The 24,115-nt window shown below is 49.2% G+C and carries 24 protein-coding genes and 2 tRNA genes; 17 read left to right on the top strand and 9 right to left on the bottom strand.

The features are described from left to right. Window positions 1–45: 45 nt before the first annotated feature. From folP to AMJAP_RS16270, 14 genes are all read left to right on the top strand, one after another. Window positions 46–921, top strand: coding sequence for a dihydropteroate synthase (gene folP / locus AMJAP_RS16335; RefSeq protein WP_019623115.1), 876 nt, complete (start codon window positions 46–48; stop codon window positions 919–921). Continuing rightward, window positions 921–2,255, top strand: a complete 1,335-nt coding sequence (gene glmM / locus AMJAP_RS16330) for a phosphoglucosamine mutase (RefSeq protein WP_019623116.1) — start codon at window positions 921–923, stop codon at window positions 2,253–2,255. The genes folP and glmM overlap by 1 nt, the downstream gene beginning before the upstream one ends. A gap of 85 nt (window positions 2,256–2,340) precedes the next feature. Beyond that, complete coding sequence (gene tpiA, locus AMJAP_RS16325; protein WP_019623117.1) at window positions 2,341–3,105, top strand: triose-phosphate isomerase; 765 nt, start codon at window positions 2,341–2,343, stop codon at window positions 3,103–3,105. Between the two features lie 12 nt (window positions 3,106–3,117). Continuing rightward, entirely contained in the window at window positions 3,118–3,483 is a 366-nt protein-coding gene (gene secG / locus AMJAP_RS16320) for a preprotein translocase subunit SecG (protein WP_019623118.1), read from the top strand. Window positions 3,484–3,498: 15 nt separating this feature from the next. Then, a tRNA-Leu gene (locus AMJAP_RS16315) sits at window positions 3,499–3,585 on the top strand. Window positions 3,586–3,769: 184 nt separating this feature from the next. After that, window positions 3,770–3,846, top strand: a tRNA-Met gene (locus tag AMJAP_RS16310). Between the two features lie 297 nt (window positions 3,847–4,143). Beyond that, window positions 4,144–4,599, top strand: a complete 456-nt coding sequence (gene rimP, locus AMJAP_RS16305) for a ribosome maturation factor RimP (RefSeq protein ID WP_019623119.1) — start codon at window positions 4,144–4,146, stop codon at window positions 4,597–4,599. A gap of 41 nt (window positions 4,600–4,640) precedes the next feature. Next, window positions 4,641–6,131: a transcription termination factor NusA gene (gene nusA / locus AMJAP_RS16300; RefSeq protein WP_019623120.1), complete on the top strand. Its 1,491-nt coding sequence runs from the start codon at window positions 4,641–4,643 to the stop codon at window positions 6,129–6,131. Window positions 6,132–6,154: 23 nt separating this feature from the next. Further along, entirely contained in the window at window positions 6,155–8,686 is a 2,532-nt protein-coding gene (infB, locus tag AMJAP_RS16295; RefSeq protein ID WP_019623121.1) for a translation initiation factor IF-2, read from the top strand. 18 nt (window positions 8,687–8,704) lie between these two features. After that, complete coding sequence (rbfA, locus tag AMJAP_RS16290) at window positions 8,705–9,103, top strand: 30S ribosome-binding factor RbfA (RefSeq protein ID WP_019623122.1); 399 nt, start codon at window positions 8,705–8,707, stop codon at window positions 9,101–9,103. A gap of 30 nt (window positions 9,104–9,133) precedes the next feature. After that, window positions 9,134–10,063 carry a tRNA pseudouridine(55) synthase TruB gene (gene truB / locus AMJAP_RS16285; RefSeq protein WP_019623123.1) on the top strand — a complete coding sequence of 310 codons (930 nt, stop codon included), beginning with the start codon at window positions 9,134–9,136 and terminating at the stop codon, window positions 10,061–10,063. A gap of 124 nt (window positions 10,064–10,187) precedes the next feature. Beyond that, window positions 10,188–10,457, top strand: coding sequence for a 30S ribosomal protein S15 (gene rpsO, locus AMJAP_RS16280; protein WP_019623124.1), 270 nt, complete (start codon window positions 10,188–10,190; stop codon window positions 10,455–10,457). A 215-nt stretch (window positions 10,458–10,672) separates the two neighbouring features. After that, window positions 10,673–12,775, top strand: coding sequence for a polyribonucleotide nucleotidyltransferase (gene pnp, locus AMJAP_RS16275; protein WP_019623125.1), 2,103 nt, complete (start codon window positions 10,673–10,675; stop codon window positions 12,773–12,775). 91 nt (window positions 12,776–12,866) lie between these two features. Continuing rightward, entirely contained in the window at window positions 12,867–13,337 is a 471-nt protein-coding gene (locus tag AMJAP_RS16270) for a CreA family protein (RefSeq protein WP_019623126.1), read from the top strand. On the opposite strand, the gene AMJAP_RS16265 is transcribed toward AMJAP_RS16270, so the two are convergent. Beyond that, complete coding sequence (locus tag AMJAP_RS16265) at window positions 13,334–13,684, bottom strand: hypothetical protein (RefSeq protein ID WP_019623127.1); 351 nt, start codon at window positions 13,682–13,684, stop codon at window positions 13,334–13,336. The genes AMJAP_RS16270 and AMJAP_RS16265 overlap by 4 nt on opposite strands. 450 nt (window positions 13,685–14,134) lie before the next feature. On the opposite strand from AMJAP_RS16265, the gene AMJAP_RS16260 reads away from it, so the two are divergent. Beyond that, window positions 14,135–14,674, top strand: coding sequence for a redoxin domain-containing protein (locus tag AMJAP_RS16260; protein WP_026340261.1), 540 nt, complete (start codon window positions 14,135–14,137; stop codon window positions 14,672–14,674). A 140-nt stretch (window positions 14,675–14,814) separates the two neighbouring features. Continuing rightward, window positions 14,815–15,216 carry a hypothetical protein gene (locus AMJAP_RS16255; protein WP_019623129.1) on the top strand — a complete coding sequence of 134 codons (402 nt, stop codon included), beginning with the start codon at window positions 14,815–14,817 and terminating at the stop codon, window positions 15,214–15,216. A 133-nt stretch (window positions 15,217–15,349) separates the two neighbouring features. On the opposite strand, the gene AMJAP_RS16250 is transcribed toward AMJAP_RS16255, so the two are convergent. From AMJAP_RS16250 to rsuA, 3 genes are read right to left on the bottom strand one after another with little or no spacing between them, the layout of a single operon-like run. Continuing rightward, entirely contained in the window at window positions 15,350–16,033 is a 684-nt protein-coding gene (locus AMJAP_RS16250; RefSeq protein WP_019623130.1) for a YciC family protein, read from the bottom strand. A 21-nt stretch (window positions 16,034–16,054) separates the two neighbouring features. Continuing rightward, the gene (locus tag AMJAP_RS16245) at window positions 16,055–17,098 is read right to left on the bottom strand and encodes a methyltransferase (protein ID WP_019623131.1); all 1,044 of its coding nucleotides are present in this window, start codon (window positions 17,096–17,098) and stop codon (window positions 16,055–16,057) included. Next, entirely contained in the window at window positions 17,095–17,787 is a 693-nt protein-coding gene (gene rsuA, locus AMJAP_RS16240; RefSeq protein ID WP_019623132.1) for a 16S rRNA pseudouridine(516) synthase RsuA, read from the bottom strand. The genes AMJAP_RS16245 and rsuA overlap by 4 nt, the downstream gene beginning before the upstream one ends. A gap of 129 nt (window positions 17,788–17,916) precedes the next feature. Between rsuA and AMJAP_RS16235 the strand changes: the two genes are divergently transcribed. Beyond that, complete coding sequence (locus tag AMJAP_RS16235; protein ID WP_019623133.1) at window positions 17,917–18,753, top strand: 6-carboxytetrahydropterin synthase; 837 nt, start codon at window positions 17,917–17,919, stop codon at window positions 18,751–18,753. Window positions 18,754–18,820: 67 nt separating this feature from the next. Here AMJAP_RS16235 and AMJAP_RS16230 read toward each other — a convergent pair whose 3' ends face one another. The 5 genes from AMJAP_RS16230 to pcnB form a co-directional block, all read right to left on the bottom strand. Continuing rightward, window positions 18,821–20,002 carry an acetyl-CoA C-acetyltransferase gene (locus AMJAP_RS16230; RefSeq protein WP_019623134.1) on the bottom strand — a complete coding sequence of 394 codons (1,182 nt, stop codon included), beginning with the start codon at window positions 20,000–20,002 and terminating at the stop codon, window positions 18,821–18,823. Window positions 20,003–20,326: 324 nt separating this feature from the next. Beyond that, a complete protein-coding gene (gene panC, locus AMJAP_RS16225) occupies window positions 20,327–21,175 on the bottom strand; it encodes a pantoate--beta-alanine ligase (RefSeq protein ID WP_019623135.1) in 849 nt (282 codons plus the stop codon). A gap of 2 nt (window positions 21,176–21,177) precedes the next feature. After that, the gene (gene panB / locus AMJAP_RS16220) at window positions 21,178–21,972 is read right to left on the bottom strand and encodes a 3-methyl-2-oxobutanoate hydroxymethyltransferase (RefSeq protein ID WP_019623136.1); all 795 of its coding nucleotides are present in this window, start codon (window positions 21,970–21,972) and stop codon (window positions 21,178–21,180) included. Window positions 21,973–22,103: 131 nt separating this feature from the next. After that, window positions 22,104–22,592 carry a 2-amino-4-hydroxy-6-hydroxymethyldihydropteridine diphosphokinase gene (gene folK / locus AMJAP_RS16215; RefSeq protein ID WP_019623137.1) on the bottom strand — a complete coding sequence of 163 codons (489 nt, stop codon included), beginning with the start codon at window positions 22,590–22,592 and terminating at the stop codon, window positions 22,104–22,106. After that, on the bottom strand, window positions 22,585–23,997 hold the full coding sequence (gene pcnB / locus AMJAP_RS16210) for a polynucleotide adenylyltransferase PcnB (RefSeq protein ID WP_019623138.1): 1,413 nt from the start codon (window positions 23,995–23,997) through the stop codon (window positions 22,585–22,587). Before pcnB ends, folK begins: the two co-directional genes overlap by 8 nt. Window positions 23,998–24,115: the final 118 nt, after the last annotated feature.

Below are 24,115 nucleotides of genomic sequence, written 5' to 3'. Positions count from 1 at the left end.
TCCCTGACCGGCCTTTTTTAATAGTAAAGGCCTACAGGAAGTGAAGTGACAAACTTTTCTGCTTACCGATTTGGTGCTCGTACCCTGGATCTGAGTCGCCCTCAAGTGATGGGGATTGTAAATGTTACGCCCGATTCCTTTTCTGATGGCGGTTCTCTGTATGAATCGCGGAAACTATGCGTTGATCAGGCAGTCTCAAGAGCACGGCAGATGGTTAAAGATGGCGCTGCTTTTATCGACGTAGGTGGTGAATCTACCCGCCCGGGGGCGACGCCGGTTTCTCTTCAGGAAGAGATGGATCGGGTGCTGCCCGTAATAGAACGGATCAACGCTGAGATTGACGTGATTGTCTCGGTTGATACCAGTGCGCCAGAACTGATTTCTGAGGTTGGTCGGCTTGGAGTAGGGTTGATCAATGATGTTCGTGCGCTCGGGCGTGAGGGAGCCTTAGAGGCTGCCGCAGCGACTGGATTGCCTGTCTGTGTTATGCATATGCAGGGTAGTCCGGCGACCATGCAGGATGCTCCTGAATATGAAGATGTATTGGATGATGTTAGTTATTTTCTCAATCAGCGGGTGAGTGCGTGTAACAAAGCCGGTATCAGTAATGATCGGATTATCCTGGATCCGGGGTTTGGTTTTGGTAAAACGGTAGAGCATAATTTGCGATTATTGAATAACCTGAGTCAATTGCATGAGATGGGGCTGCCTTTACTGGTGGGGACATCTCGCAAAACAATGATAGATCATGTGCTGGATCGTCCGGTTGATCAGCGATTAGCCGGTGGTTTAGCGACCGTTGCCATAGGTGTGCAGCAGGGTGCGAAGATCTTCAGAGTGCATGATGTAAGAGAGACAGTGGATGTTGTGCGGATGACTGAGGCCGTGTTGAACGAATCCGTACTTAATGAGGATAGCTAATGACTAAGCGATATTTTGGTACCGACGGTATTCGCGGTAAAGTGGGCACCGCACCGATAACACCTGACTTTATGCTTAAGCTGGGCTGGGCAGCAGGAAAGGTATTTGCCCGGGAAGGTCGAAGCAAAATTATTATTGGTAAAGATACCCGGATTTCTGGCTACATGTTTGAATCAGCTCTTGAGGCAGGGCTTTCTGCTGCGGGAGTTGATGTATTGCTGCTGGGGCCTATGCCAACCCCGGCTATTGCTTATCTGACCCGGACGTTTCGCTGTAACGCTGGAATAGTTATTAGTGCATCCCATAATCCTTATTACGACAATGGGATTAAGTTTTTCTCTGAACAAGGGACTAAGCTGCCAGATGATATAGAGCATGCTATTGAAGCGCAGATGGATATGGCAATGACGACGGTTGAAGCGGCTCAGCTGGGTAAGGCTCGGCGTATTGAAGATGCAGCCGGACGTTATATTGAATTCTGTAAAGGTACAGTGGCAGGTGATTTGCAGCTCAAAGGACTGAAAATTGCAGTCGATTGTGCCAATGGGGCGACTTACCATATCGCGCCGAAAGTGTTTCGCGAGTTGGGTGCCGAAGTAATAGAGATAGCTTCATCACCTGACGGAATTAACATCAATGAGGATTGCGGCGCCACCTCTACCCGCTTGCTTGAGAGGGTTGTAGTTGCTGAGCAGGCTGATCTGGGTATTGCGTTGGATGGCGATGGTGACCGTCTGATTATGGTGGACCATAAGGGCGCGCCAGTTGATGGCGACGAGCTGCTGTTTATTATTGCGATGGAGATGAAGCGTAAGAACCAGCTTAAAGGGGGTGTCGTGGGCACGCTGATGAGCAACTTCGGTCTGGAGCAAGGGCTTAAGCAGGCTGAGATTCCTTTTGTGCGGGCTCAAGTGGGTGATCGCTATGTAATGACTGAGTTGGCAGAGAGAGAGTGGTTTTTGGGAGGGGAGTCTTCCGGGCACCTTATCTGCCGTCATCTGATCTCTACTGGCGACGGTATTGTTGCAGCGTTGCAGGTTCTGCGCGCGATGGCGGATACCGGAGCTTCGTTGCATGTACTGAAGTCAGCCATGGGTAAGATGCCTCAAACGATGATTAATGTGCGTCTTAGCGAGAAAGTTGATGTGATCTCATTGCCTGCGGTACAGGCAGCGGTGGTGGATATAGAATCACGACTTGGCGATCGTGGCCGGGTTTTACTGAGGCCTTCAGGCACAGAGCCACTGGTTCGCGTGATGATTGAAGGTGATGATGCGGTATGGGTTGAAAGCTTGTGCAAAGAGCTTGCTGAAGTTGTTCGAAAAGCACTTTGATAAATTTTGATTGCTGAGCTCTATCAGCTTGTAAATAATCAGGAAACTGGGTACTATGTGCGCCGCTTTGCACAGAGGGAAGCTCATGCGTAAGACGATTGTTGCTGGAAACTGGAAAATGAACGGTACCAGAGAGTCTATTAAGACTTTGCTGGACGCCATCACTGATCGTGCGATGAAAATCGATGGTCTGGTGACGCTGGTTTGTCCGCCTGCAGTGTATCTTTCACAGGTGGTAGATCAGATAGCTGATGCCCCTGTTGCAGTGGGTGCGCAGAATGTATCAGAGCAATCAAAGGGCGCGTATACCGGTGAGTGGTCGCTGGAAATGTTGCAGGATCTTGGTTGTAAGTATGTGATTCTGGGGCACTCTGAGCGACGAAGTCTCTTTGGTGAAAGTGATGAGTTGGTGGCTGAAAAGGTTGCTGCAACACTTGAAGCTGGTTTGGTTCCGGTGCTTTGCGTTGGAGAAACATTAGGCCAGCGAGAAGCCGGGGATGCCTTGGTAGTAGTTAATTCGCAGATCTCTGCGACACTGCAGCGGATCGGTATTGAAGGTTTCGCTTCGGTGGTAGTAGCGTATGAGCCTGTTTGGGCCATAGGTACCGGGTTGACGGCTACGCCAGGAGATGCGCAGGAAGTACATGCTGCGATCCGCGCTCAGCTAGCGGAAAAAGATGCAATAATAGCTGATAATCTGTCGATTCTATATGGCGGTAGTATGAATGCTGCAAATGCAGCAGAGCTTTTAGCTCAACAGGATATTGATGGCGGCCTGATTGGCGGCGCATCACTGAAAGCTGATGAATTCCTGACGATCTGCGCTGCGGCAGCAGAGAGTCGTAAGTAAGTGGAAAAATAGATGGAAACTCTGGTTCTTGCTGTACATGTTCTGCTAGCTGCAGCCATTATTGCTTTGGTGCTGTTGCAGCAGGGTAAAGGTGCTGAAGCAGGCGCGTCTTTTGGTGCGGGTGCTTCACAGACTGTTTTTGGTAGTAAGGGGACGGGGTCGTTTCTGAGTCGAATGACTGCGGTTATGGCGACGGGTCTGTTTGTGACCAGTTTTATCCTGGCGGTGTATGCCAAAGAGCAGGCGTCGTCAGTGACTGAAGCGGGTGTTCCTGCTGCAGAGCTTATTGAAAGCGCTGCGCAACAGGCTGAGACACTGCCTGTGCTTGAAGAGCAGAAAGTGCCAGCAGGTGATGCGGACGTACCGCCTGCAGAGTAATACCTCGTAACAAATGCCGAAGTGGTGGAATTGGTAGACACGCCATCTTGAGGGGGTGGTGGCCTAATGGTCGTGCGGGTTCAAGTCCCGCCTTCGGCACCATATTTTGAGAAAGCGCCTATGGCGCTTTCTTTTTTTGGGTTTTGAGTGCCCTGAGTCTGTTGGAACCTGCATCGGATATTGCTTTGTAGTTGCGAGCCAGGGTCTGGAGGCGGTGATCAGTGAATGCTGAAAGCTATCCTTGAACTACTCAGTGTGTGAGAGTATAATTCTCGCCGATTTCTGATGCGGGGTGGAGCAGCCTGGTAGCTCGTCGGGCTCATAACCCGAAGGTCGTCAGTTCAAATCTGGCCCCCGCTACCATTTTTTAAGATGTAATCAGAAAGAAGAGTTTCTCTAACGGACTCTTGAGGGTTAATCAGATGAATGTTTATCTGGCTACCTTTTCCCATTGGGGAAGAGCGGCAGTGAATGTTGATTCCCATTAGCAATTTCAGAATATTTTTTTCTTTGAGAAATATCTGAAATTGTCGATCAAGCAGTACGTTGATTGGCCCCTTTTTAGGGGCTTTTTCGTACTTGCGGCCTACGGGTCGTGTGTTGAATGGGTCTTTGACCCATTTTTTGTTTGCATTTCAAAGTGCATATAGAGGTTTTTGCGTGTCAGCAAAGTTGAGTGTGTTACAGGAACTGATTGAGCCATCTGTGGTGGCTCTCGGTTATCAGTTATGGGGTTTCGAAATGATATCCCAAGGACGTCATAGCATGTTGAGGATCTATATTGATGCCGAAGCAGGTATTGATGTAGAAGATTGTGCCAAGGTAAGCCGTCAGGTGAGCGGTATTTTGGATGTAGAGGATCCGATCAGCGGTGAATATACATTAGAAGTCTCCTCTCCAGGTATGGATCGTCCGCTGTTTACACTGGAACAGTACAGCGCTTATGTCGGGCACGTACTGCAGTTAAAGCTGCGTATGCCGTTTGATGGACGCCGTAATTTTAAGGGGCTCCTCAGTGGTATTGAAAATGAAGATATCGTGTTGGTTGTCGATCAGGAAGAATACCTGTTACCGATAGATCACATTGAGAAAGCAAATATAGTTCCTCAGTTCTGAGATATTAGACAAGAATTGAATTTTGAGGTCGGGGCAGTTGTATGAATAAAGAAATTCTACTGGTTGCAGAAGCAGTATCTAACGAAAAAGATGTCTCTAAAGAGATTATTTTTGAAGCGATTGAGTTGGCGTTGGCAACTGCAACCAAGAAACGTTATGACGAAGAAGCGGATATTCGCGTTGTAATTGACCGCACCAGCGGAGGTTATCAAACGTTTCGTCGCTGGACTGTAGTGAGCAACGAAGGTGTGCCGATGCTAGGCACCGAGTTGAACATGGAAGAGGTTGAGGAGATTGATAAAAGTCTTCAGCCTGGTGATATCCACGAGGAAGAAGTGGAATCTGTAAAGTTTGGTCGTATCGCTGCCCAGACCGCCAAGCAAGTTATTGTTCAGAAAGTGCGTGAAGCTGAACGCGCTAAAGTGGTCGCTTTGTATAGTGGTCGCCTGGGTGAGTTGATTTCTGGCACAGTCAAGAAAGTAACACGGGACAATATTATTATGGACCTGGGTAATAACGCTGAAGCGGTATTACCACGGGACCAGTTGTTGCCGCGTGAAACATATCGGATGGGTGATCGTGTTCGTGCTGTATTGAACGAGATCCGCACCGAAGGACGTGGGCCGCAGTTGGCGATGAGCCGCAGTTGTCCCGAGATGTTGATTGAACTGTTCCGCATCGAAGTGCCAGAAATATCGGAAGAAGTTATCGAAATTCGTGCGGCTTCTCGTGATCCGGGTTCTCGCGCTAAGATCGCTGTAAAAACGAATGATGGTCGAATTGATCCAGTTGGTGCTTGCGTTGGTATGCGTGGTGCCCGGGTTCAGGCGGTGTCTAATGAGTTGAGCGGTGAGCGTGTTGATATCATTCTTTGGGATGATAACCCAGCTCAGTTGGTGCTTAACGCAATGTCTCCGGCTGAAGTCGCTTCTATTGTAGTGGATGAAGATTCCCGCTCTATGGATGTTGCTGTTGCTGAAGAGAATCTGGCAATGGCTATCGGTCGCGGTGGACAGAACGTTCGTCTGGCATCTGAATTGACCGACTGGAAACTCAATGTCATGACCGAAGATGAAGCGGCTGAGAAGCAGCAGTCTGAGGCTGGCTCTATTCTGGAAATTTTCGTTAAACACCTTGATGTGGATGATGATATTGCAGAAGTACTGGTAGATGAAGGCTTTACCTCTCTTGAAGAGGTGGCTTATGTGCCAGCAGAAGAGATGCTCGAAATTGATGGTTTCGATGAAGATATTGTTGATGAGCTGCGCACCCGCGCTAAGGATGCTCTACTGAATCTGGCGATCGCAAGCGAGGAGGTTCTTGATAATGCCGAACCTGCTCAGGATTTGCTGGAAATGGAAGGTATGGAGCGTCACCTGGCTTTTGTTTTGGCCAGTAAAGGTATCGTAACCATGGAAGATCTGGCTGAGCAAGCGGTTGAAGACCTGCTTGATATTGAAGAGCTGGATAAAGAGAAGGCTGCAGCGCTGATCATGACTGCGCGCGCCCCATGGTTTGCGGACGAAGAATAAGTCAACGGAGGAGATAAACCCAGATGGCAGAAGTCACAGTAAAACAGCTTGCCGAAGTAGTTGGCGTTCCCGTTGATCGTTTGCTTACGCAGATGAAACAAGCAGGTATTGCAGGCAAAAATGAAGTTGCTTCCGTAACGGAAGATGAGCGTCAGAAACTGCTTAATCACTTGAAACGCAGCCACGGTGAAAAATCCGATGGCGAGCCGAAGAAAATTACATTAAAGCGTAAGACGACAAGTCAGCTTAAAGTATCGGGCGCGGCTGGTAAGAAAACTATCAATGTAGAAGTGCGGAAGAAACGTACTTATGTGAAGCGCTCTGACGTTGAAGAGACGCCGGTTCAGGAGGCGAAAGGTTCTAGTCTTCAAACTGAATTGAAGGATCAGGCGCGTCGCGATACTGAGTTACAGGCAGCGCAGGAAAAGCAGCGTGAAGATGCGCGTCTGAAAGCTGAAGCTGAAGCGAAAGCAAAAGCTAACCGGGCTGCGGCACCAGCTGCTACGCCTAAAAAGCCAGCGGCTGCGCCTAAGAAGCCAGCAGCAGCTAAACCTGCGGCTGCAGGGGCTGCCAAAACTGCAGGAGCTCCTGCTCCAGCGGCGGCAACGCCTAAGCCTGATCGCAAGAAAAATTTCCGTAGCCAGGATAAGCCTGCAGCGGGTCGCAGAGGCAATGATAAGCGCTTGTCACGCAAGCCGGGCGGTCGCGACGGTAATCGTCGTGGTAAGCCGGTTCAGCGTGGTATGACCAGCTCTAACGTTCAGGCGTTTGAGAAACCTACAGCTCCAGTGATTCATGAAGTAGGTATTCCTGAGTCTATTACGGTTGCAGAACTGGCTAAGAAGATGTCAGTGAAAGCGGCTGATCTGATCAAGGTAATGTTTAAGATGGGCGCGATGGCGACTATCAACTCTGTGATCGATCAGGATACTGCAACGCTGGTCGTTGAAGAGATGGGTCATACGGCTGTTCCGATGGCAGAGAATACCGTAGAAGATCAGCTTAACCAAACATCTGGCGCCGCTGAAGAGATCGCTGGTGAACAGGTTGAACGAGCTCCGGTTGTGACTGTAATGGGCCACGTAGACCACGGTAAAACATCGTTGCTGGATTATATTCGTGAAACCCGCGTTGCGGCAGGCGAGTCCGGTGGTATTACCCAGCATATTGGTGCCTACCACGTTGAAACCGGTCATGGCATGGTGAGCTTCCTGGATACGCCTGGACACGCTGCCTTTACCGCTATGCGTGCCCGTGGTGCCCAGTTAACCGATATCGTAATCCTTGTTGTTGCAGCAGATGATGGTGTAATGCCACAGACTGAAGAAGCGGTTGATCACGCTAAAGCAGCAGGTGTTCCGCTGGTTATAGCAGTTAACAAGATTGATAAAGAAGATGCAGACCCGGATCGTGTTAAAAACGAACTGGCTCAGCGCGATGTTATCCCTGAGGATTGGGGTGGCGATGTTCAGTTTGTAAACGTGTCAGCTAAGACCGGTGAAGGTATCGATCAGCTTTTAGATGCGGTTCTGTTGCAATCTGAACTGCTTGAGCTGACAGCCATTCCTGAGGCTTCTGGTCGTGGTGTTGTGGTTGAATCCCGTCTGGACAAAGGTCGTGGCCCTGTTGCGACTCTGCTGGTACAGAACGGTACCCTGAATCAGGGTGATATCGTTCTGGCAGGCCTGCAGTATGGTCGTGTACGGGCGATGCTGGATGAGAATGGTAAGCCGGTAAAAGCGGCAGGCCCTTCTATTCCTGTCGAGATTCTCGGTTTGGATGGCACACCGGGTGCTGGTGAAGAGTTCACCGTTGTTTCTAACGAGAAGAAAGCGCGTGAAGTCGCATTGTTCCGTCAGGGCAAATACCGTGAAGTTAAACTGCAGCGTCAACAGCAGGCTAAGCTTGAGAACCTGTTTGAAAATATGCAGGCAGGTGATGTTAAGACTCTTAATATCATTCTGAAAGCGGATGTACGTGGTTCACTTGAAGCATTGAATGCCTCTTTGATGGATCTGAGCACCGATGAAGTTAAGGTTAATATCGTATCCGGCGGTGTCGGTGGTATAGCTGAAACTGATGCAAACCTGGCGCTGGCGTCCAGTGCGATCATGATCGGCTTTAACGTGCGTGCGGATGCTCAGGCTCGCGCCATTGTTGAGCGTGAAGAGATTGAGCTGCGCTACTACAGTGTTATCTACGACATCATTGATGACGTTAAGCAGGCAATGACAGGTCTGCTGTCACCTGAGTTCAAGGAAGAGATCGTGGGTATTGCCGAAGTACGTGATGTCTTCCGTGCACCTAAGATCGGTGCTGTTGCCGGCTGTATGGTTACTGAAGGTTCAGTCTTCCGTAACAAGCGTATCCGGGTACTGCGTGAGAACGTGGTTATCTATGAAGGTGAGCTGGAATCTCTGCGTCGCTTTAAAGATAACGTGGCTGATGTTCGTCAGGGCATGGAGTGCGGTATCGGCGTTAAGAACTACAATGATGTGAAGGTCGGCGATCAGATCGAAGTCTTCGACACTGTTGAAGTTCAGCGTACTTTGTAAAGGTGTATTGACGCTACCATGGCAAGAGAATTTAGTCGTACACAGCGGATATCTGACCAGGTCCAGAAGGACCTGGCTCAGTTGATTCAGCGAGAAATTAAAGACCCGCGCCTGGGGATGGTAACTATCAGCTATGTGAAGATCGCCAAAGATCTTGGCTATGCTGATATTTACATCACCGTGATGGCGATGGGTGGAAAAGATGAAGCCACTGCAGTGAAAGAATCGCTTAAGGTTCTTAACAATGCGGCGGGTTTCCTGCGTGGACAGTTGTCCAGCAAGATCAAACTGCGGGTGATGCCGCAACTGCGTTTCCACTTTGATGAGAGTGTTGACCGTGGTCGACGTCTGAACGACCTGATTATTCAGGCGTCTCAGGCCGATGGCCGTAACAACAATTCTGAAGACGGAGAATAACCTTTGGCTAGGCGGGCAAAAGGCCGGCCGGTGAATGGTATTTTTCTGCTCGATAAACCGGGCGGGATTTCGTCAAACCGGGCGCTACAAATTGTAAAACGTGTCTATGGTGCGGCTAAGGCTGGCCATACCGGCGCGTTGGATCCACTGGCAACCGGGATGTTGCCGCTTTGCTTTGGTGAAGCGACTAAGTTTTCCCAGTTTCTTCTGGATGCTGATAAGCGTTATATCACCACCGCTAAACTGGGTCAGCGAACAGATACCAGCGATGCAGATGGTGTTGTTGTTGAGGAGCGGCCATTGCCGGATAACCTCAGTAGTGAGCAGATCGATACGTTACTGCAAAGTGACTTTACCGGCCTGATTACTCAGGTGCCTTCGATGTTTTCAGCCTTGAAACATAATGGTCAGCCGCTTTATAAGCTGGCTCGTCAGGGTATTGAGGTTGAAGTAAAGAGTCGACAGATTACGGTGCATAGCATCGAAGTGCTGGATTTTCGAGGCGATGAAGTTGATCTGGATATTCGCTGCAGTAAAGGCACCTATATTCGCTCAATCGTACAGGATATGGGTGAAATACTCGGCTGTGGTGCGCATGTAAAGATGTTGCGTCGGCTCGATTCTGGCCCTTATAAGGCTGAGAATATGATGCCGCTAGCTGATTTAGAACAGCTAGTTGCGGATATGGCTACGGATGCGTCAGCAGAACAGATACAAACGCATCTGGATGGGTTATTATTGCCACCCTGGAGTCCGGTTGAAGATGCCCCTGAGGTATTGCTATCGGATGTTCAGACCGATGCTCTTTGTAAAGGGCAGCGAGTCGTGCTGGAAGATATTGCAGCACAACCACTGGTGCGCATCCGCGATGCCGCGAGTGAGAAGTTTCTGGGTATTGGTGAAATCGATGCCGCTGGGCAGTTATTGCCGCGTCGGTTAATGAGTACTCAGGATCTGTAATTGAATTTGCCGGTGTGGCTTAGGCGGCACTGGCAATCTGACGTTGCACTGACAATATGCTCGGTACAACGCGACTATTAATCCACCACAACGTGGTGTGCATATTATTATTGGAGTTTTAAAAATGGCATTATCTGTTGAAAAGAAAGCTGAGATCGTAGCTGAATACGCACGTGCTGAAGGCGACACTGGTTCTCCTGAAGTACAAGTAGCTTTGTTGACTAACAACATTGTTGGTCTGCAGTCTCACTTTAAAGGTCACATCCATGACCACCATTCTCGTCGCGGTCTGATCCGCATGGTAAACCAGCGTCGTAAGCTGCTGGACTACCTGAAGAAGAAAGATGTTACTCGTTACGCTGATCTGATCAAGCGTCTGGGTCTGCGTCGCTAAGATAATGTTCCGGGGTCATCATTGATGACCCCGGTGCTTTTTAAAATCTGCAAAAGCGGATTTTGACCATGAGTCTGTAACGCGTTGACACCAACCAGCCTGTACTCTGGTGCGTTCTTTAATTGAAAAGAACTCAGCAGAGTACTGGCTAAAAGAGGCCGGTGTAACGTTGCACAGACATTTTTTTATTTTGCATAAAGGTAAGGAATAGAATCGTGCCACAAGCAATTACTAAAACGTTCCAGTACGGTAAGCATGAAGTTACCCTGGAAACAGGTCGCATTGCCCGTCAGGCAAGCGGAGCCGTATTGGTTACTATGGGCGGTGTACAGGTTCTGTGTACAGTCGTTGGTGCTAAATCTGCTCGCGAAGGTCAGGACTTCTTCCCTCTGGCTGTTCACTATCAGGAAAAATATTACGCTGTTGGCCGTATCCCTGGTGGTTTCTTTAAGCGTGAAGCGCGTCCTTCTGAGAAAGAGACTCTGACGTCTCGTCTGATCGACCGTCCTATCCGTCCATTGTTCCCGAAAGGTTACATGAATGAAGTACAGGTAATCTGTACGGTTGTCTCTGCGGATAAAGTTAACGATCCAGATATCGCGGCACTGTTGGGTACTTCAGCAGCGCTGGCGATCTCCGGTATTCCATTCCAGGGTCCTATTGGTGGTGCTCGGGTTGGCTATACTGAAGACGCGGGTTACTCTCTGAACCCAACTTACGAAGAACTGCAAAGCTCCATGCTGGACATGGTTGTTGCCGGTACTTCAGATGCGGTTCTGATGGTTGAATCTGAAGCACAGGAATTGTCTGAAGATGAGATGCTGGGTGCTGTTGTTTTCGGTCATCAGCAGATGCAAGTTGCTATCAATGCGATTAACGAGCTGGTTGCTGAAGCCGGTAAGCCACGTTGGGAATACACGCCTGAAGCTAAGAATGAAGCACTGATCGAACAGGTTCGGGCTTCTGTTGGCGAAGATATCAATGCTGCTTACCAGACCGCTGACAAGATGCAGCGTCAGACAGCACTGTCTGATGCCCGCGCTAAAGTTGTTGCGGCACTTTGCGGTGAAGAAGGTCAGCCTTCTGCCGGTGAAGTAGGCGATATCTTTAAGTCGCTTGAGAAAGAGATTGTTCGTGGTCGTATCATCGATGGTCAGCCACGTATCGATGGTCGTGACAGCAAGACTGTTCGCGGTATCGAAGTTGAGATCGATGTACTGAGCGGAACTCATGGTTCTTCTCTGTTTACCCGTGGTGAAACACAGTCAGTCGTTACTTGTACCCTGGGTACTGCACGTGATCAGCAGATCATTGATGCGATTGAAGGCGAACGTCGCGATCCGTTCATGCTTCACTACAACTTCCCTCCATACTCTGTAGGTGAAGCAGGGCGTATCGGTTTTACCGGTCGTCGTGAAGTAGGTCATGGCCGTCTGGCACGTCGTGGTGTTGCTGCGGTGCTGCCGTCGCAGGAAGAATTCCCATACACTATCCGTCTGGTATCTGAGATCACTGAATCTAACGGTTCAAGCTCTATGGCGTCTGTATGTGGTGCATCTCTGTCGATGATGGATGCTGGTGTACCGCTTAAAGCGCCTGTTGCGGGTATTGCAATGGGTCTGGTTAAAGACGGCGAACGTTTTGCTGTATTGACCGATATCCTGGGTGATGAAGATCACCTTGGTGACATGGACTTTAAGGTTGCTGGTACCGATGCGGGTGTTACCGCACTGCAGATGGATATCAAGATCACCGGTATTACCGAAGAGATCATGGATATTGCTCTGGAGCAGGCTTATGAAGCGCGTGCTCACATCCTGAAAGAGATGGCTAAGGTTATCGGTTATGCTCGTCCTGAGCTGCCAGATAATGCGCCTGCGATGACTCTGCTCGAGATCAACCCTGAGAAGATTCGTGACGTTATTGGTAAGGGTGGTGCAACTATCCGTGCTCTGACTGAAGAGACCGGCGCAACTATCGATATTGAAGATAACGGTACTGTTCGCATCTATGCAGCTGATAAAGCGGCAGCTAAGGCGGCGGTTGATAAAGTTAAAGAGATCACTGCTGAAGCTGAAGTTGGCCAGGTATACGAAGGTAAGGTTGTTCGTCTGGAAGAGTTCGGTGCCTTTGTTAACATCCTGCCAGGTAAAGATGGTTTGGTGCATATCTCTCAAATCGCTAACAAGCGTATTGAGAAAGTTACTGACTATATCAAGATGGATGATGTTATTAAGGTTAAGGTACTGGACGTGGATCCTCGCGGTCGTATCAAACTGACAATGCGTGATCTGGAAGCTGACGAGTCTGTAGAGTAAACTCGTTTTGGTTCATTGAAAAAGCCCCGCTGATGCGGGGCTTTTTTGTGACTGCGGGTTGTGTTGAAACATGAAATGAGAGGCAGGACTGATGTTAAAGAGCGTATTGATAGGTGGGTTGGTATTATTTCTGACCGGCTGTAGCGGTGATGAGGTCGGTGATGTGTCCCTGGGTATGTTAACGACTAAGGATATTAAACTGAATGTTCTGGTCGACCCGAAAATTCCAGGTGTTACCTGTCATGTGGCCAGTATCGAAGCGGATCTGGACTTTTCTGACCCCAGCGACTCCTCAATTGCTTGCCGTCAGACCGGCATAATCTCTCCGGATATGATCGCGTCGATAGACCGCTCGAAAGATGGAGAGGTGGTCTTTAGGAAGTCTAAAAGTGTTTTCTTTAAAACGATGAAAATCAGGCGTATTTTAGATCCTGAGTCCCAGACACTGATGTACTTGTCTTATTCGACCAAAGAGATCAATGGAAGTTATAAACACAGTCTTTCCACTGTTCCATTATGGGGCACCTCGGCGTACCAGAAGGTATTTTCCCCCACTAATTAAACGACTGCTTTATACAGTTCCAGCCCTGCGACTGAAGGTTGATCTGCAGAGCTGTCACTGTGGGCCAGTGCGCGTAGCAGGCGCCCGGTTATACAGTTAAAGCATTGTGGGCCGTTTCGGCTGCAAAGTGAGTTTGCACAAGCGTTGAGCAGTAGTTCATGGGCTGCCTGCTGCTGCCTGTTATGATCATTTGAAAGCATCTCTTCATGGGTCACAATGCCCTGTTCTAATAATTCGATCACGGCACTGCCATGCCACTCGGCAATCAGGCTGTCAGACACGCCGCTGTGTAATTTTATAACTGGTTCCCTGCGTTCTAACCAGGCATCGATTCTGAGTGACCCCATTGTTTCATTCCTTAATATTTAATGATAATGATTCTCATTATGATTAAATGGCGTGTGAATGCAACTATTATCTGAAGAGCTGTAGCTAGATGTGACTTCGTCACTTGCCGGAACGGCGCTTCACACATGCTACTGGTTAGAAAAAGCATTTATAAAAGCATCGGAAAGTGATTCTCTGAGGTGGGGTTTCCAATCCCGCATACTAGCTGCTCATTTATAACTCGATATTCTGAGTCCTAGCAATGATGGGGCTTAGGAAGGTTGTCCCAATGTTATGCACAGGCTTATGCCGGCTAATCTGGGGATAAGAGCCGTAGTTGTTAGATGTGACTTCGTCACTTGCTAGACAGTGCTTTGCTCCTTGTTAGTGGCTAGAAAAAACCTTCTTCACCAAGGTGCATATGAACCTGAGGTGGCGGAGGAGGTCTTAACAAAGAACGGGAGATGTCTATGAACGGGTTTATCCGCACCTTTGTGGTGTTATTTGTGGGTCTTGGGCTAAGCTTCAGTGCGAACGCGGGGAAACTACAAACTTCGCTACCTGCACCTGAGTTTACGCAGGCTGGTACAGACAGTTGGTTGAATAGCCCGCCGCTATCCTTAAAAGAGTTACGGGGTACAGTGGTGATGCTGGACTTCTGGACGTTTGATTGCTGGAATTGTTATCGCTCTTTTCCATGGATGGGTGAGCTTGAGCAGAAGCTGGCTGATGAGGCGTTTACGGTAATTGGTATACACACGCCGGAATTCGCACATGAGCGTGTCAGGGCTAATGTAGAGGCCAAGATCGATGAATTTAAGCTGCATCACCCGGTGATGATGGATAACGACTTCACCTACTGGCAGATGATGGGCAATAAATACTGGCCGACCTTTTATCTGATCGATAAGCAGGGCCTGGTCCGATCGATTTATATAGGCGAGACGCATGCAGGATCAGAGCAGGCAAGGGCGATCGAGCGAGATATTCGCGGGCTGCTGCGTGAGTAGCTTGAAAGGACCTTCTTATCTAGAGTGTGACAACCTGCATGAAAAGCTTGGTTCGGTGCATGAAAAGTTGTTACCAGAGTATTAGGTTTTTATCGTTAGTTGTTATGTGATTGTTGTAGCTTAAGCATGGAGAGGAAGTTATGCCTAGAAGACTAACTCAAACAAAACCCCATACACATCAAACGCTTAAAAATATGAGTTATGAAAGTATGGTCATTAGCTGGCTTATGTATGATGGCTGGCAGGTGTTCACTCCTGTTCTGGATAATGGTCATCAAACCGACATCCTTATTTCTGATGGGCCTAGCTATTTTAGAATCCAAATAAAAACGGTCGAAGCTTCAGGTGAAGATCACGTTGTCGACAATAAGTGGGAAGAGAGTAATGTCGATTATGTGATCTATTTTGCTAGAAACTCGACATGGGGAGTAATTGCTCCAGCATTTTCAGATAAAAAAAGGCCTTTGAATCATGATGAGCATATTCGTTTTGAGGCAAATAGCCGGACGCAATTTTTAAAGGTTCTTCATACAATAGACTGAGCGGTTATAAAAAAGCCGTAGGTGATAACTCTACGGCTTTTATCTTTTGCTCTTTCTAGCAGGAAAACGCAGTTTTCCGCTCTAGCCACTCGCAAGGCGCGAAGCGCTGTCTAGCTAGCCGCGCAGCGGCGGTCTAGCCCTGCTCCGCAGGGCCTTCCCGCATCACACAATAAAGACGAAACCCATAAACCGTGTACAGGCAGTTGAGAAAGCCGAATACGATGTCTAACAGGCTGCGGAATAATAACGACTCTATACCCATGCTCTGCAAGAGTGCTTCAAGTAGCAGGTTGCTACCCAGTAGTATGACAAAGAGTACCGCCAGACCGTTGACGAGTGGCCAGAAGTATTCCGAAGTATCGTCCCAGCTGTTTTTAAGCGCGTCAGTCGGATTGTTCTTTTCTATTACACTGTGATATTCGGAAAAGGCAAAGCGAATTAGTACATAGATACCGGGAATAAAGAACAGAAACAGGCCGATGACTATGCCAAACGCCCCCAGCATTTTGGTAATCAGTAGTGGCCACCAACGGCTGAGGCCTGCTTTCAGGGCCTCGATGGTGTTGATAGGTTGATCATTGACCACTGATTCGAGGTAGGCGATGGTGGCGCCAACATAGATAGGCAGAAAGATCAGGCTGGCAAGATAAAACATCATAAATGAGTTATTTATCTGCGGGTTTTCAGGATCTATTGATTGTGTCGCGCTCATGCTGATGATTGTAATCAGGATGATGAACGGCAATTGAATCCGCATAATCGGAATCAGGTTGGCGCGGAAAAAGAACCATGTTTGTTTCAAATATAAAGGGACCATAAAGGCTCCGTAAAAATAGTGTTATTGCGGCTGGGCCAGCAGTACTAATTTAAAGCTGCCATTGGCGGCAATGGTTTCAATGCTGTCAAACAGGTTAAGGGCTTTACGTTCCAGTGGTATGTGTAGATTAACCACAAAACAGGCGATCCCATTAGCCTGGAGCCTGCGTCGGGCTGCATTCAGAAATCGATCGGTCATATCCCCTTCGACACTGAAGCCCTGATGAAATGGCGGGTTACAGACAATGAGTGAGAATTTTTCACGTATGCCTTCGGCGCAGTCCGCGGCGATGACGTCCGCTTCCACTCCCTGTTGCGCCAGATTTTCCTTGCACAGTCGCAATGCTGCAGAATTATTATCAGTCGCGGTTATTTTTGCATCCAGGGTTGAGCAGTTAAGTGACAGATAGCCGTATCCACAGCCCAGATCCAGCACGGATTCTGGAGGCGTGGGTAAACGCTCCAGAAATAGCTCCAGCTCCTCAATAAGGTAAGCACTGCCTTTGTCTATTTTGTTCCAGCCGTAGACCCCAGGTTTACTGATATAGCTGAAGTTGCTATCGGTCGCGACTTCCCGAAGCTCGGTATAATTCTGGTCTTCCAAAAAATCAGTATCGGCCTTTCCCGGGGAACTGAGAATGCCCATCCAGGTGTTTTTGTCGGCCTTTACTAACTCAATCTGTCCGGCAAAGAGTTTTTTAGCTTTATCCAGATAGGTTTTAATGCCTTCGTTTTTAAGACCGGAAATACAGAGTTGGCCGCCAGGTTTGAGAATACGGATCGCCTGATTGATAACGTGATGTACCACAGGTTTCTCTTTTGATATTCGATAGAGCATCTTATCGACACTGTGATCGTTGTAGTGGCTAAAATCAAAATCGGAGAAAGTGGCTTGCCAGCTGGCATCCTTCAGTTGTTGGCACAGATCAAAGCGATTGGTGATCACCATAACGTCGGGGTTTACCTGGCTTGTCTGGTTGAGTAAATTCTCATCGGCAATCCAGAGAGCGGTTCCAGACGCATTGTCCAGTTCAGGTTTCAATAATGTAAACGCAATATCACTCATTTGACTGAAGCGACCTCCTGCTCGGTCAGAAACCGGAATTCACCAGGTTCCAGTGTTTCGTCCAGGGCGATTTCACCCACCTGATGTCTGTGTAGCCCAATTACCCTATTCCCCAGTGCAGCAAACATACGCTTAACCTGGTGATAGCGGCCCTCTTGCAGCGTAACGCGGGCGCTTGTTTCTGACAAAATTTCAAGCTCAGCGGGGAGTGTAGGCTTCTCTTCATTACGTAGCTCGATGCCGTTGGCAAACTGCTCTGGATAATCATCGGTGATCGGTTCTGCGGTGGTGACAAAATACACTTTATCGCAACGATGCTTCGGTGAAGTTACCCGATGAGACCACTGGCCATCATTGGTGATAAGTACCAATCCCGTGGTGTCGATATCGAGTCGGCCAGCGGGGTGCAGGTCGCGAATGCTTTCAAGTTCAAGCAGGTCGATCACGGTTGGGTGCTCGCTGTCTTCCGTTGCGCAGATTGTACCTTGTGGCTTATTCAGCATTAGATATTTTGGGCCGGGCGCCATTATTTCACGTCCCTCCAGCAGTACCTGGTCATCGGCAAGCACTTTGTAGCCATGGTCTTGAATGACCTGCTTGTTTACCTCGACATTTTTGCATTTAATCTGTCGCTTAATAAGACTGCGGGGTAAGCCGGTTGCCTGACTCAGATATTTATCCAGTCGCATTGAAATTCATCTGCCTGTTGTGAAAAAGAGCTAGTATACCGTTACCGGCTGGAATGCAATAGAGTCGGTAATCAGCTAATATAACGCCGCGAATATAATCGCTCCCTGTAATTAACTGTGTGACTGCCTGTGAAGCTTTTTGTAGATAACCTGACGAACGTTGATTTCTCTTACCTGCATCCTCAGAGAGGCCTGCTGGGAGAGTCCTGGTTGGTTCAGCTGGTGCTGGATGGCAGTTTGAATGATCAGGGCATGATTTGTGATTTCGGTATTGTTAAAAAAGCGGTGAAGCAGTGGTTTGATGACTGCATTGATCATGCGTTGGTGGTGCCGACAGGCATGGCTGATTTGCAGATCGATCATCAGAGTGCTGAGACAACGGTTAATTGGCGCTATCCTGACGGGGGGGAGTTTTTTTGTCGCTCCCCTGAACAGGCAATTGTGCTGGTGGAGCTGGAGCAGGTTACTGAAACCAGCCTGGCCGCCTGGTGTAAGGATCGACTGCTGGAGCTATTTCCTGAAGAAGTGAAAGGGCTGGAGATAAGCTTTGTGCCTGAAGCGATTAGTGGTGCATTCTATCATTATAGCCACGGGCTACAGCAGCATGACGGCAACTGCCAGAGGATTGCGCATGGCCATCGTTCACGGATAGAGGTGTTTCTCGATGGGGTTCGGGATACGGGGGTTGAGCAGCAGTGGGCCGAAACCTTTCATGATATCTATATTGGTACGCGTAATCATTTAATCGCTGAGCCATCCGCAGAACATCATTATCAGTATGATGCGCCGCAGGGGCAGTTTGAAATCCGGCTGCCGTCAGAGTATTGCTATCTGGTCGAAACGGAAACCACGGTTGAACAGATAGCCTGTCATTTGGCCGAGCAGGTAAAAGCGGCGTATCCCGGGCGTGACGTGATGGTGAGGGCTTTTGAAGGTGTCGGTAAAGGCGCGATTGTTACTGCCTGATGTGTATTAAGCTTACAGGCATAAAAAAGCCCCGACTTAACAGTCGGGGCTTTTTTGTTTCAATGGTTTAGCTACGCTCGATTGCCAGCGCAGTACCCATGCCACCACCGATACATAGAGTAGCCAGACCTTTCTTAGCGTCGCGACGTGCCATCTCGTGCAGTAGTGAAACGAAGATACGACAACCTGAAGCACCAATTGGGTGACCCATAGCGATAGCGCCGCCGTTAACGTTAACGATGTCGGTATCCCAGCCAAGGTCTTTGTTTACAGACATTGCCTGAGCGGCGAATGCTTCGTTGGCTTCAACCAGCTCCAGATCAGAAACCGACCAGCCAGCTTTATCCAGTGCCTTTTGAGTGGCACAGATAGGGCCAGTACCCATGATAGATGGCTCAACACCAGCAGAGGCATAAGCTTTGATGGTTGCCAGTACAGGAAGACCCAGCTCAGCTGCTTTTTCTGCAGAGCAGACAATGACAGCGGCTGCACCATCATTGATGGTAGAAGCGTTACCTGCTGTAACCGTACCGTCTTTCTTGAATGCAGGGCGTAGTTTGCCCAGTGCTTCAGCAGTAGCTCCGTGACGAGGCTGTTCATCTGTATCGAAAACAACATCGTCGCCACGACGCTTAGGGATGACAACTGGAATGATTTCGTCGTCAAACTTACCGGCTTTCTGAGCAGCTTCGGCTTTGTTCTGTGATGCAGCAGCAAAAGCATCCTGCTCTTCACGGGTGAAACCGTATTTTGCAGCGATGTTTTCAGTGGTGATACCCATGTGATAGTCGTTGAATGCATCCCACAGACCATCTTTGATCATGGTGTCGACCATCTTCCAGTCACCCATGCGGGCGCCATTACGAGAGTTTGGCAAAACGTGAGCGGACATGCTCATGTTTTCCTGACCACCGGCAATGATGATGTCGGCATCGCCGCAGCGGATCGCCTGAGTGGCTAGCTGAATCGCTTTCAGACCTGAACCACAGACTTTGTTGATGGTCATGGCGGAGACTTCAACCGGCAGACCTGCATTAATTGTTGCCTGGCGAGCAGGGTTTTGACCGCAGCCAGCTGTCAAAACCTGGCCGAGAATAACCTCATCAACCTGGTTGCCCTGAATGCCGGACTTTTCCAGCAGACCTTTGATAACCGTAGCGCCCAGATCGCTGGCCGCAACAGATGCCAGTGAACCATTAAAATTACCTACAGCCGTACGTCCGGCAGCTACAATAACAACATCACGCATGATATTTCCTCTTGCTTGTGAGAATTCTGCAGTAGTGTAGTCACGCCCCGTGACGGATTGATACCAGGCCTGTCAGTAGCCTATATAGCACACTCTGCAGCTGTTTTTTTAATAGTATATTTTTTTGTGCAATGCAGTACAGCATAGTCAAAAGGTAACTGCAATGGGATATGGCACAGTCAGGTGTAATGTGTGAGAAAATTGCACCCGATATAGGAATTTAGCAGTTGAGTTGGAGAAAACCAAGCCGACTAAGGGCGAATATGTCTGCTCTGGAAAGGTGTTTGAGAGGGAGCGATACCCTGAGGGGTATCGCAACTTAAATTAGAGGTCGATAACCATATTGTCGATCAGACGAGCTTTACCAAGGTAGGCTGCGGCAACCAATACCAGCTCAGAGTGGTCCGACTGGGCAGGTTGAAGATCGAAGCGATTGCAGATGTTGTAGTAGTCCCGTTTGAAACCGGCTTCTTCTAAAGTGATCTGGGCCTCTTCTTGCAGGTTAAGGTAGTCACGCCGTCCAGCGTTGATTGCAGCGACTGTTGTGCGGATCGCCCGATTCAGTGCGGGGGCTGTTGCCAGCTCCTCAGGCGTCAGGTAGCCGTTACGAGAGCTAAGGGCTAAGCCGCTTTTAGCTCGTGCAATAGGTGATCCCTGAATCTCCACGGGCAGAAACAGATCTTCAGCCATCCGCTGAATAACCATAAGCTGCTGGAAATCCTTCTCGCCGAAAATGGCAACATCTGGCTGAACCATACCAAAGAGTTTGCATACCACGGTCGCTACGCCGCGGAAGTGCCCGGGGCGTGAAGCACCACAATGAATATCAGAGATGCCCGGTACTTCTACGAGGGTTTGTATAACCTGGCCGTTGGGATAAACCTCTTTGCTGTTTGGGGCAAACAGGTAATCGCAGCCAGCGGCAGCCAGTTTTTCCTGATCGGCGCTCAGAGTGCGTGGATAAGCATCCAGATCTTCGTTTTCACCAAATTGCAGAGGGTTTACAAAGATGCTGGCAACGGTGATGTCAGCGTTATTATTGGACTGGTGAATCAGTTGGATATGACCGGTATGCAGGTTGCCCATCGTTGGCACGAAACCAATTCTTTTGCCCGCACGACGCTCCGCACCGAGAACTTCTCGCAGCTCGGCGATAGAAAAGATAGTTTGCATGGTTATTCGAATCCGTGTTCCGTTCCGGGGAAAGTGCCAGCTTTGACCTCATCAGCATATGCTTCAAAGGCTCCGGCGATATCGCCGCTATCAGTCATAAAGTTTTTAACAAACTTAGGACTGCGTCCTGGGGTGATTCCCAGCATGTCATGCATCACCAGTACCTGAGCGTCTGTTTCAGCGCCAGCGCCGATACCGATAACCGGAATATCCACCGCTTTGGTGATCTCACCAGCTAAAAGTGAAGGAACGCATTCCAGCAGCAACATGGCTGCGCCAGCCTGTTCCAGACGCACGGCGTCTTCGATCATCTGTTTTGCGGCGTTGTTCTCGCGACCCTGTACTTTGTAGCCGCCCAGTACGTTTACAGCCTGGGGTGTCAGGCCAAGGTGTGCGCAGACCGGAACGCCCCGTTCTGCCAACAAGGTGATGGTTTCGTCCAGCCAGGCGGCGCCTTCCAGTTTGATGATATGTGCGCCTGCAGACATAAGTGCTGCAGCGCTGTCCATCGCCTGTTCTGGCGTGCCATAACTCATGAATGGCAGGTCAGCCATAATCATTGAGCCCTGGTTGCCCGCTTTCACTGCTGCAGTGTGGTAAGCCATCTCTTCGACGGTTACTGGCAGAGTGCTGTCATTGCCCTGAAGGACCATGCCGAGGGAGTCGCCCACTAACATCACCTCAACACCTGCGGTGCTGATAAGGTGGGAAAAGCAGGCGTCGTAGGCGGTCAGTACTGCGAACTTTTTTCCGGCCTGTTTTAGCGCCGTTAGGGTATGAAGGGTAATGTTGCCCATAAGAGAACCTGTCTATTTATTACTCACACGGTTGGGGATTATACCTAGGCCTTTTAGGTTTAACTATTATCTATTGTGTATACTGAATAAAAAGCATCTAACTTATTGTTAATATTGAGTAATTTAAAGAATTAAATTCGCTCGAGAGAGTCTTTTTGGCAGTTTTCGAGGTAATTAGTGAGGTTTTTGCCTGGCGGGATGCTTAATTGGGGGGCTATTTCAGCCAGTGGGTAGAGAACGAAGTTGCGTTCATGGAGGTAGGGATGAGGCACTGTCAGTCGGTCACTATTGATCTGTTCATCACCATAAAGTAATAAATCCAGGTCCAGAGTGCGAGGGCCCCAGTGCTGGATTCTGACCCGCTGGTGTTGCTGCTCAATTGCCTGCAAAGCGTCAAGAAGTGCCAGAGGGTGTAATGACGTCTCCAGTTGGGCAACTGCGTTAATGTAGTCGGGTTGATCGGGTGGGCCGACCGGGTCGCTGCGATAAAGGCTGGAGTGAGTCAGATTGCGACAATGTTCCAGGCGTTCAAGCTCGAGTAATGCGGTTGCGACCTGAGTGACCGGGTTTTCGAGGTTGCTGCCCAGGCCGATATAGCAGTTGATCCACTGATCAGCCATTATTAGATTCTTGCTTCTTTGCTGGGCCCCGGCGTCTGCGACGGCGCTTCGGTGGCGCATCTTTTGTTGCTTCGCGAGACATATGACTGCGGATTTGGGGGTTTTGAACCTGATAATCGGTCCACCACTTGCCCAGTCCATCCAGTTCTTCACCGCTATTTTCCCTGAGAATCAACAGGTCGTACGCAGCTCGAAAGCGTGGATGTTCTATGAGTCGGTCAGCGCGTTTACCTTGTCTGCGAGGTAAACGGAATTGCAGCTCCCAGATCTCTCTGATCGGGGTAGAGAAGCGGCGAGGGATCGCGGTTTGACGAATTTGATTGCCAATAACCTGATTAGCGGCTTCGTGCATTGCTGGAACCGTATGCATGCCGGCTTCTTCTTTTAGCTGTTTCATGCGCCGTTGCATCGGATACCAAAGCAGGGCTGCAAATAGGAATGCTGGCGTTACACTTTTGTCTTGCTGTATTCGGCGATCAGTATTCTGAAGCGCGTTTAATACCAGTTTTTCCACCGGGTAGTCATCGGGGTTATCAAGGCTGTAAGCGGTTTGCTGGAGCAGTGGCTCCAATAGGTTGTATTTTCGCAGCTGGTGGAAAGATTCCACACCATGGCCCGACTGAAAAATTTTCAACGCTTCATCAAATAACCGGGCAGGGGCGATATCTTTTAGCAGGTAGCCGAGCTCTTTTAAGGGGGCTTCCGATGCGGGTTCAAGCGTAAACCCTAATTTCGCTGCAAAACGAGCCGCCCGAAGCATACGCACAGGGTCTTCACGGTAACGGGCATCCGGGTCGCCAATCATCCGTAGTGTGCCGTTTTTCAGATCACTGAAACCGTTGGTAAAGTCATAGATGCAATGGTCATTCGGGCAGTAATAGAGTGCGTTGACGGTAAAGTCACGTCGTAGCGCATCTTCTTCAATAGTGCCGTATACATTGTCTCTGACGATCATTCCGCTGTCATTCTGGCGGCCGTGCTCGCCGTCGTTATTCTTTGGATGGCTGTCATGGCTGGCGCGGAAAGTTGCAACTTCGATCAAATCCCGGCCAAAGCGAACATGTAACAGCTTAAAGCGACGACCGATCAGTCTGGAACGACGGAACAGTGCATGTGCCTGATCCGGTGTGGCGCTTGTAGCAACATCAAAGTCTTTGGGGTGTTTGTTCATCAGCAGATCGCGGATGCAGCCGCCGACCAGATAGCCTTCAAAGCCTTCATCCTGTAGATGATAGGCGGTTTTCATCGCCGCGTCGTTCAGGCGTCGGCGAGGAATCTGATGGACCTCTTCCGGTATGATCTGACGTCCTTGTGCCTGCTGATTGTCAGCACTCTCAGAGCTTTTGTTATTGCTACCAAACAGCCGGCGGATAAAGGAACCTATAGGTGACGAATTGTTATCCATATCTCACTAAGAATCTTGCGCAGAATAAGAGCGCAGAATAATAGCATGAAAATTAACGGAATAACGCAGTAAACACCGCAAATTCGGTGGTCAGTTGAGTAAATTGGATAAATATAGA

The organism is Amphritea japonica ATCC BAA-1530 (assembly GCF_016592435.1).
GTDB classification, from domain to species: domain Bacteria; phylum Pseudomonadota; class Gammaproteobacteria; order Pseudomonadales; family Balneatricaceae; genus Amphritea; species Amphritea japonica.
The sequence above is the reverse complement of the archived record's forward strand: the minus strand, read 5'-3'. Positions and strand labels throughout refer to the sequence as shown.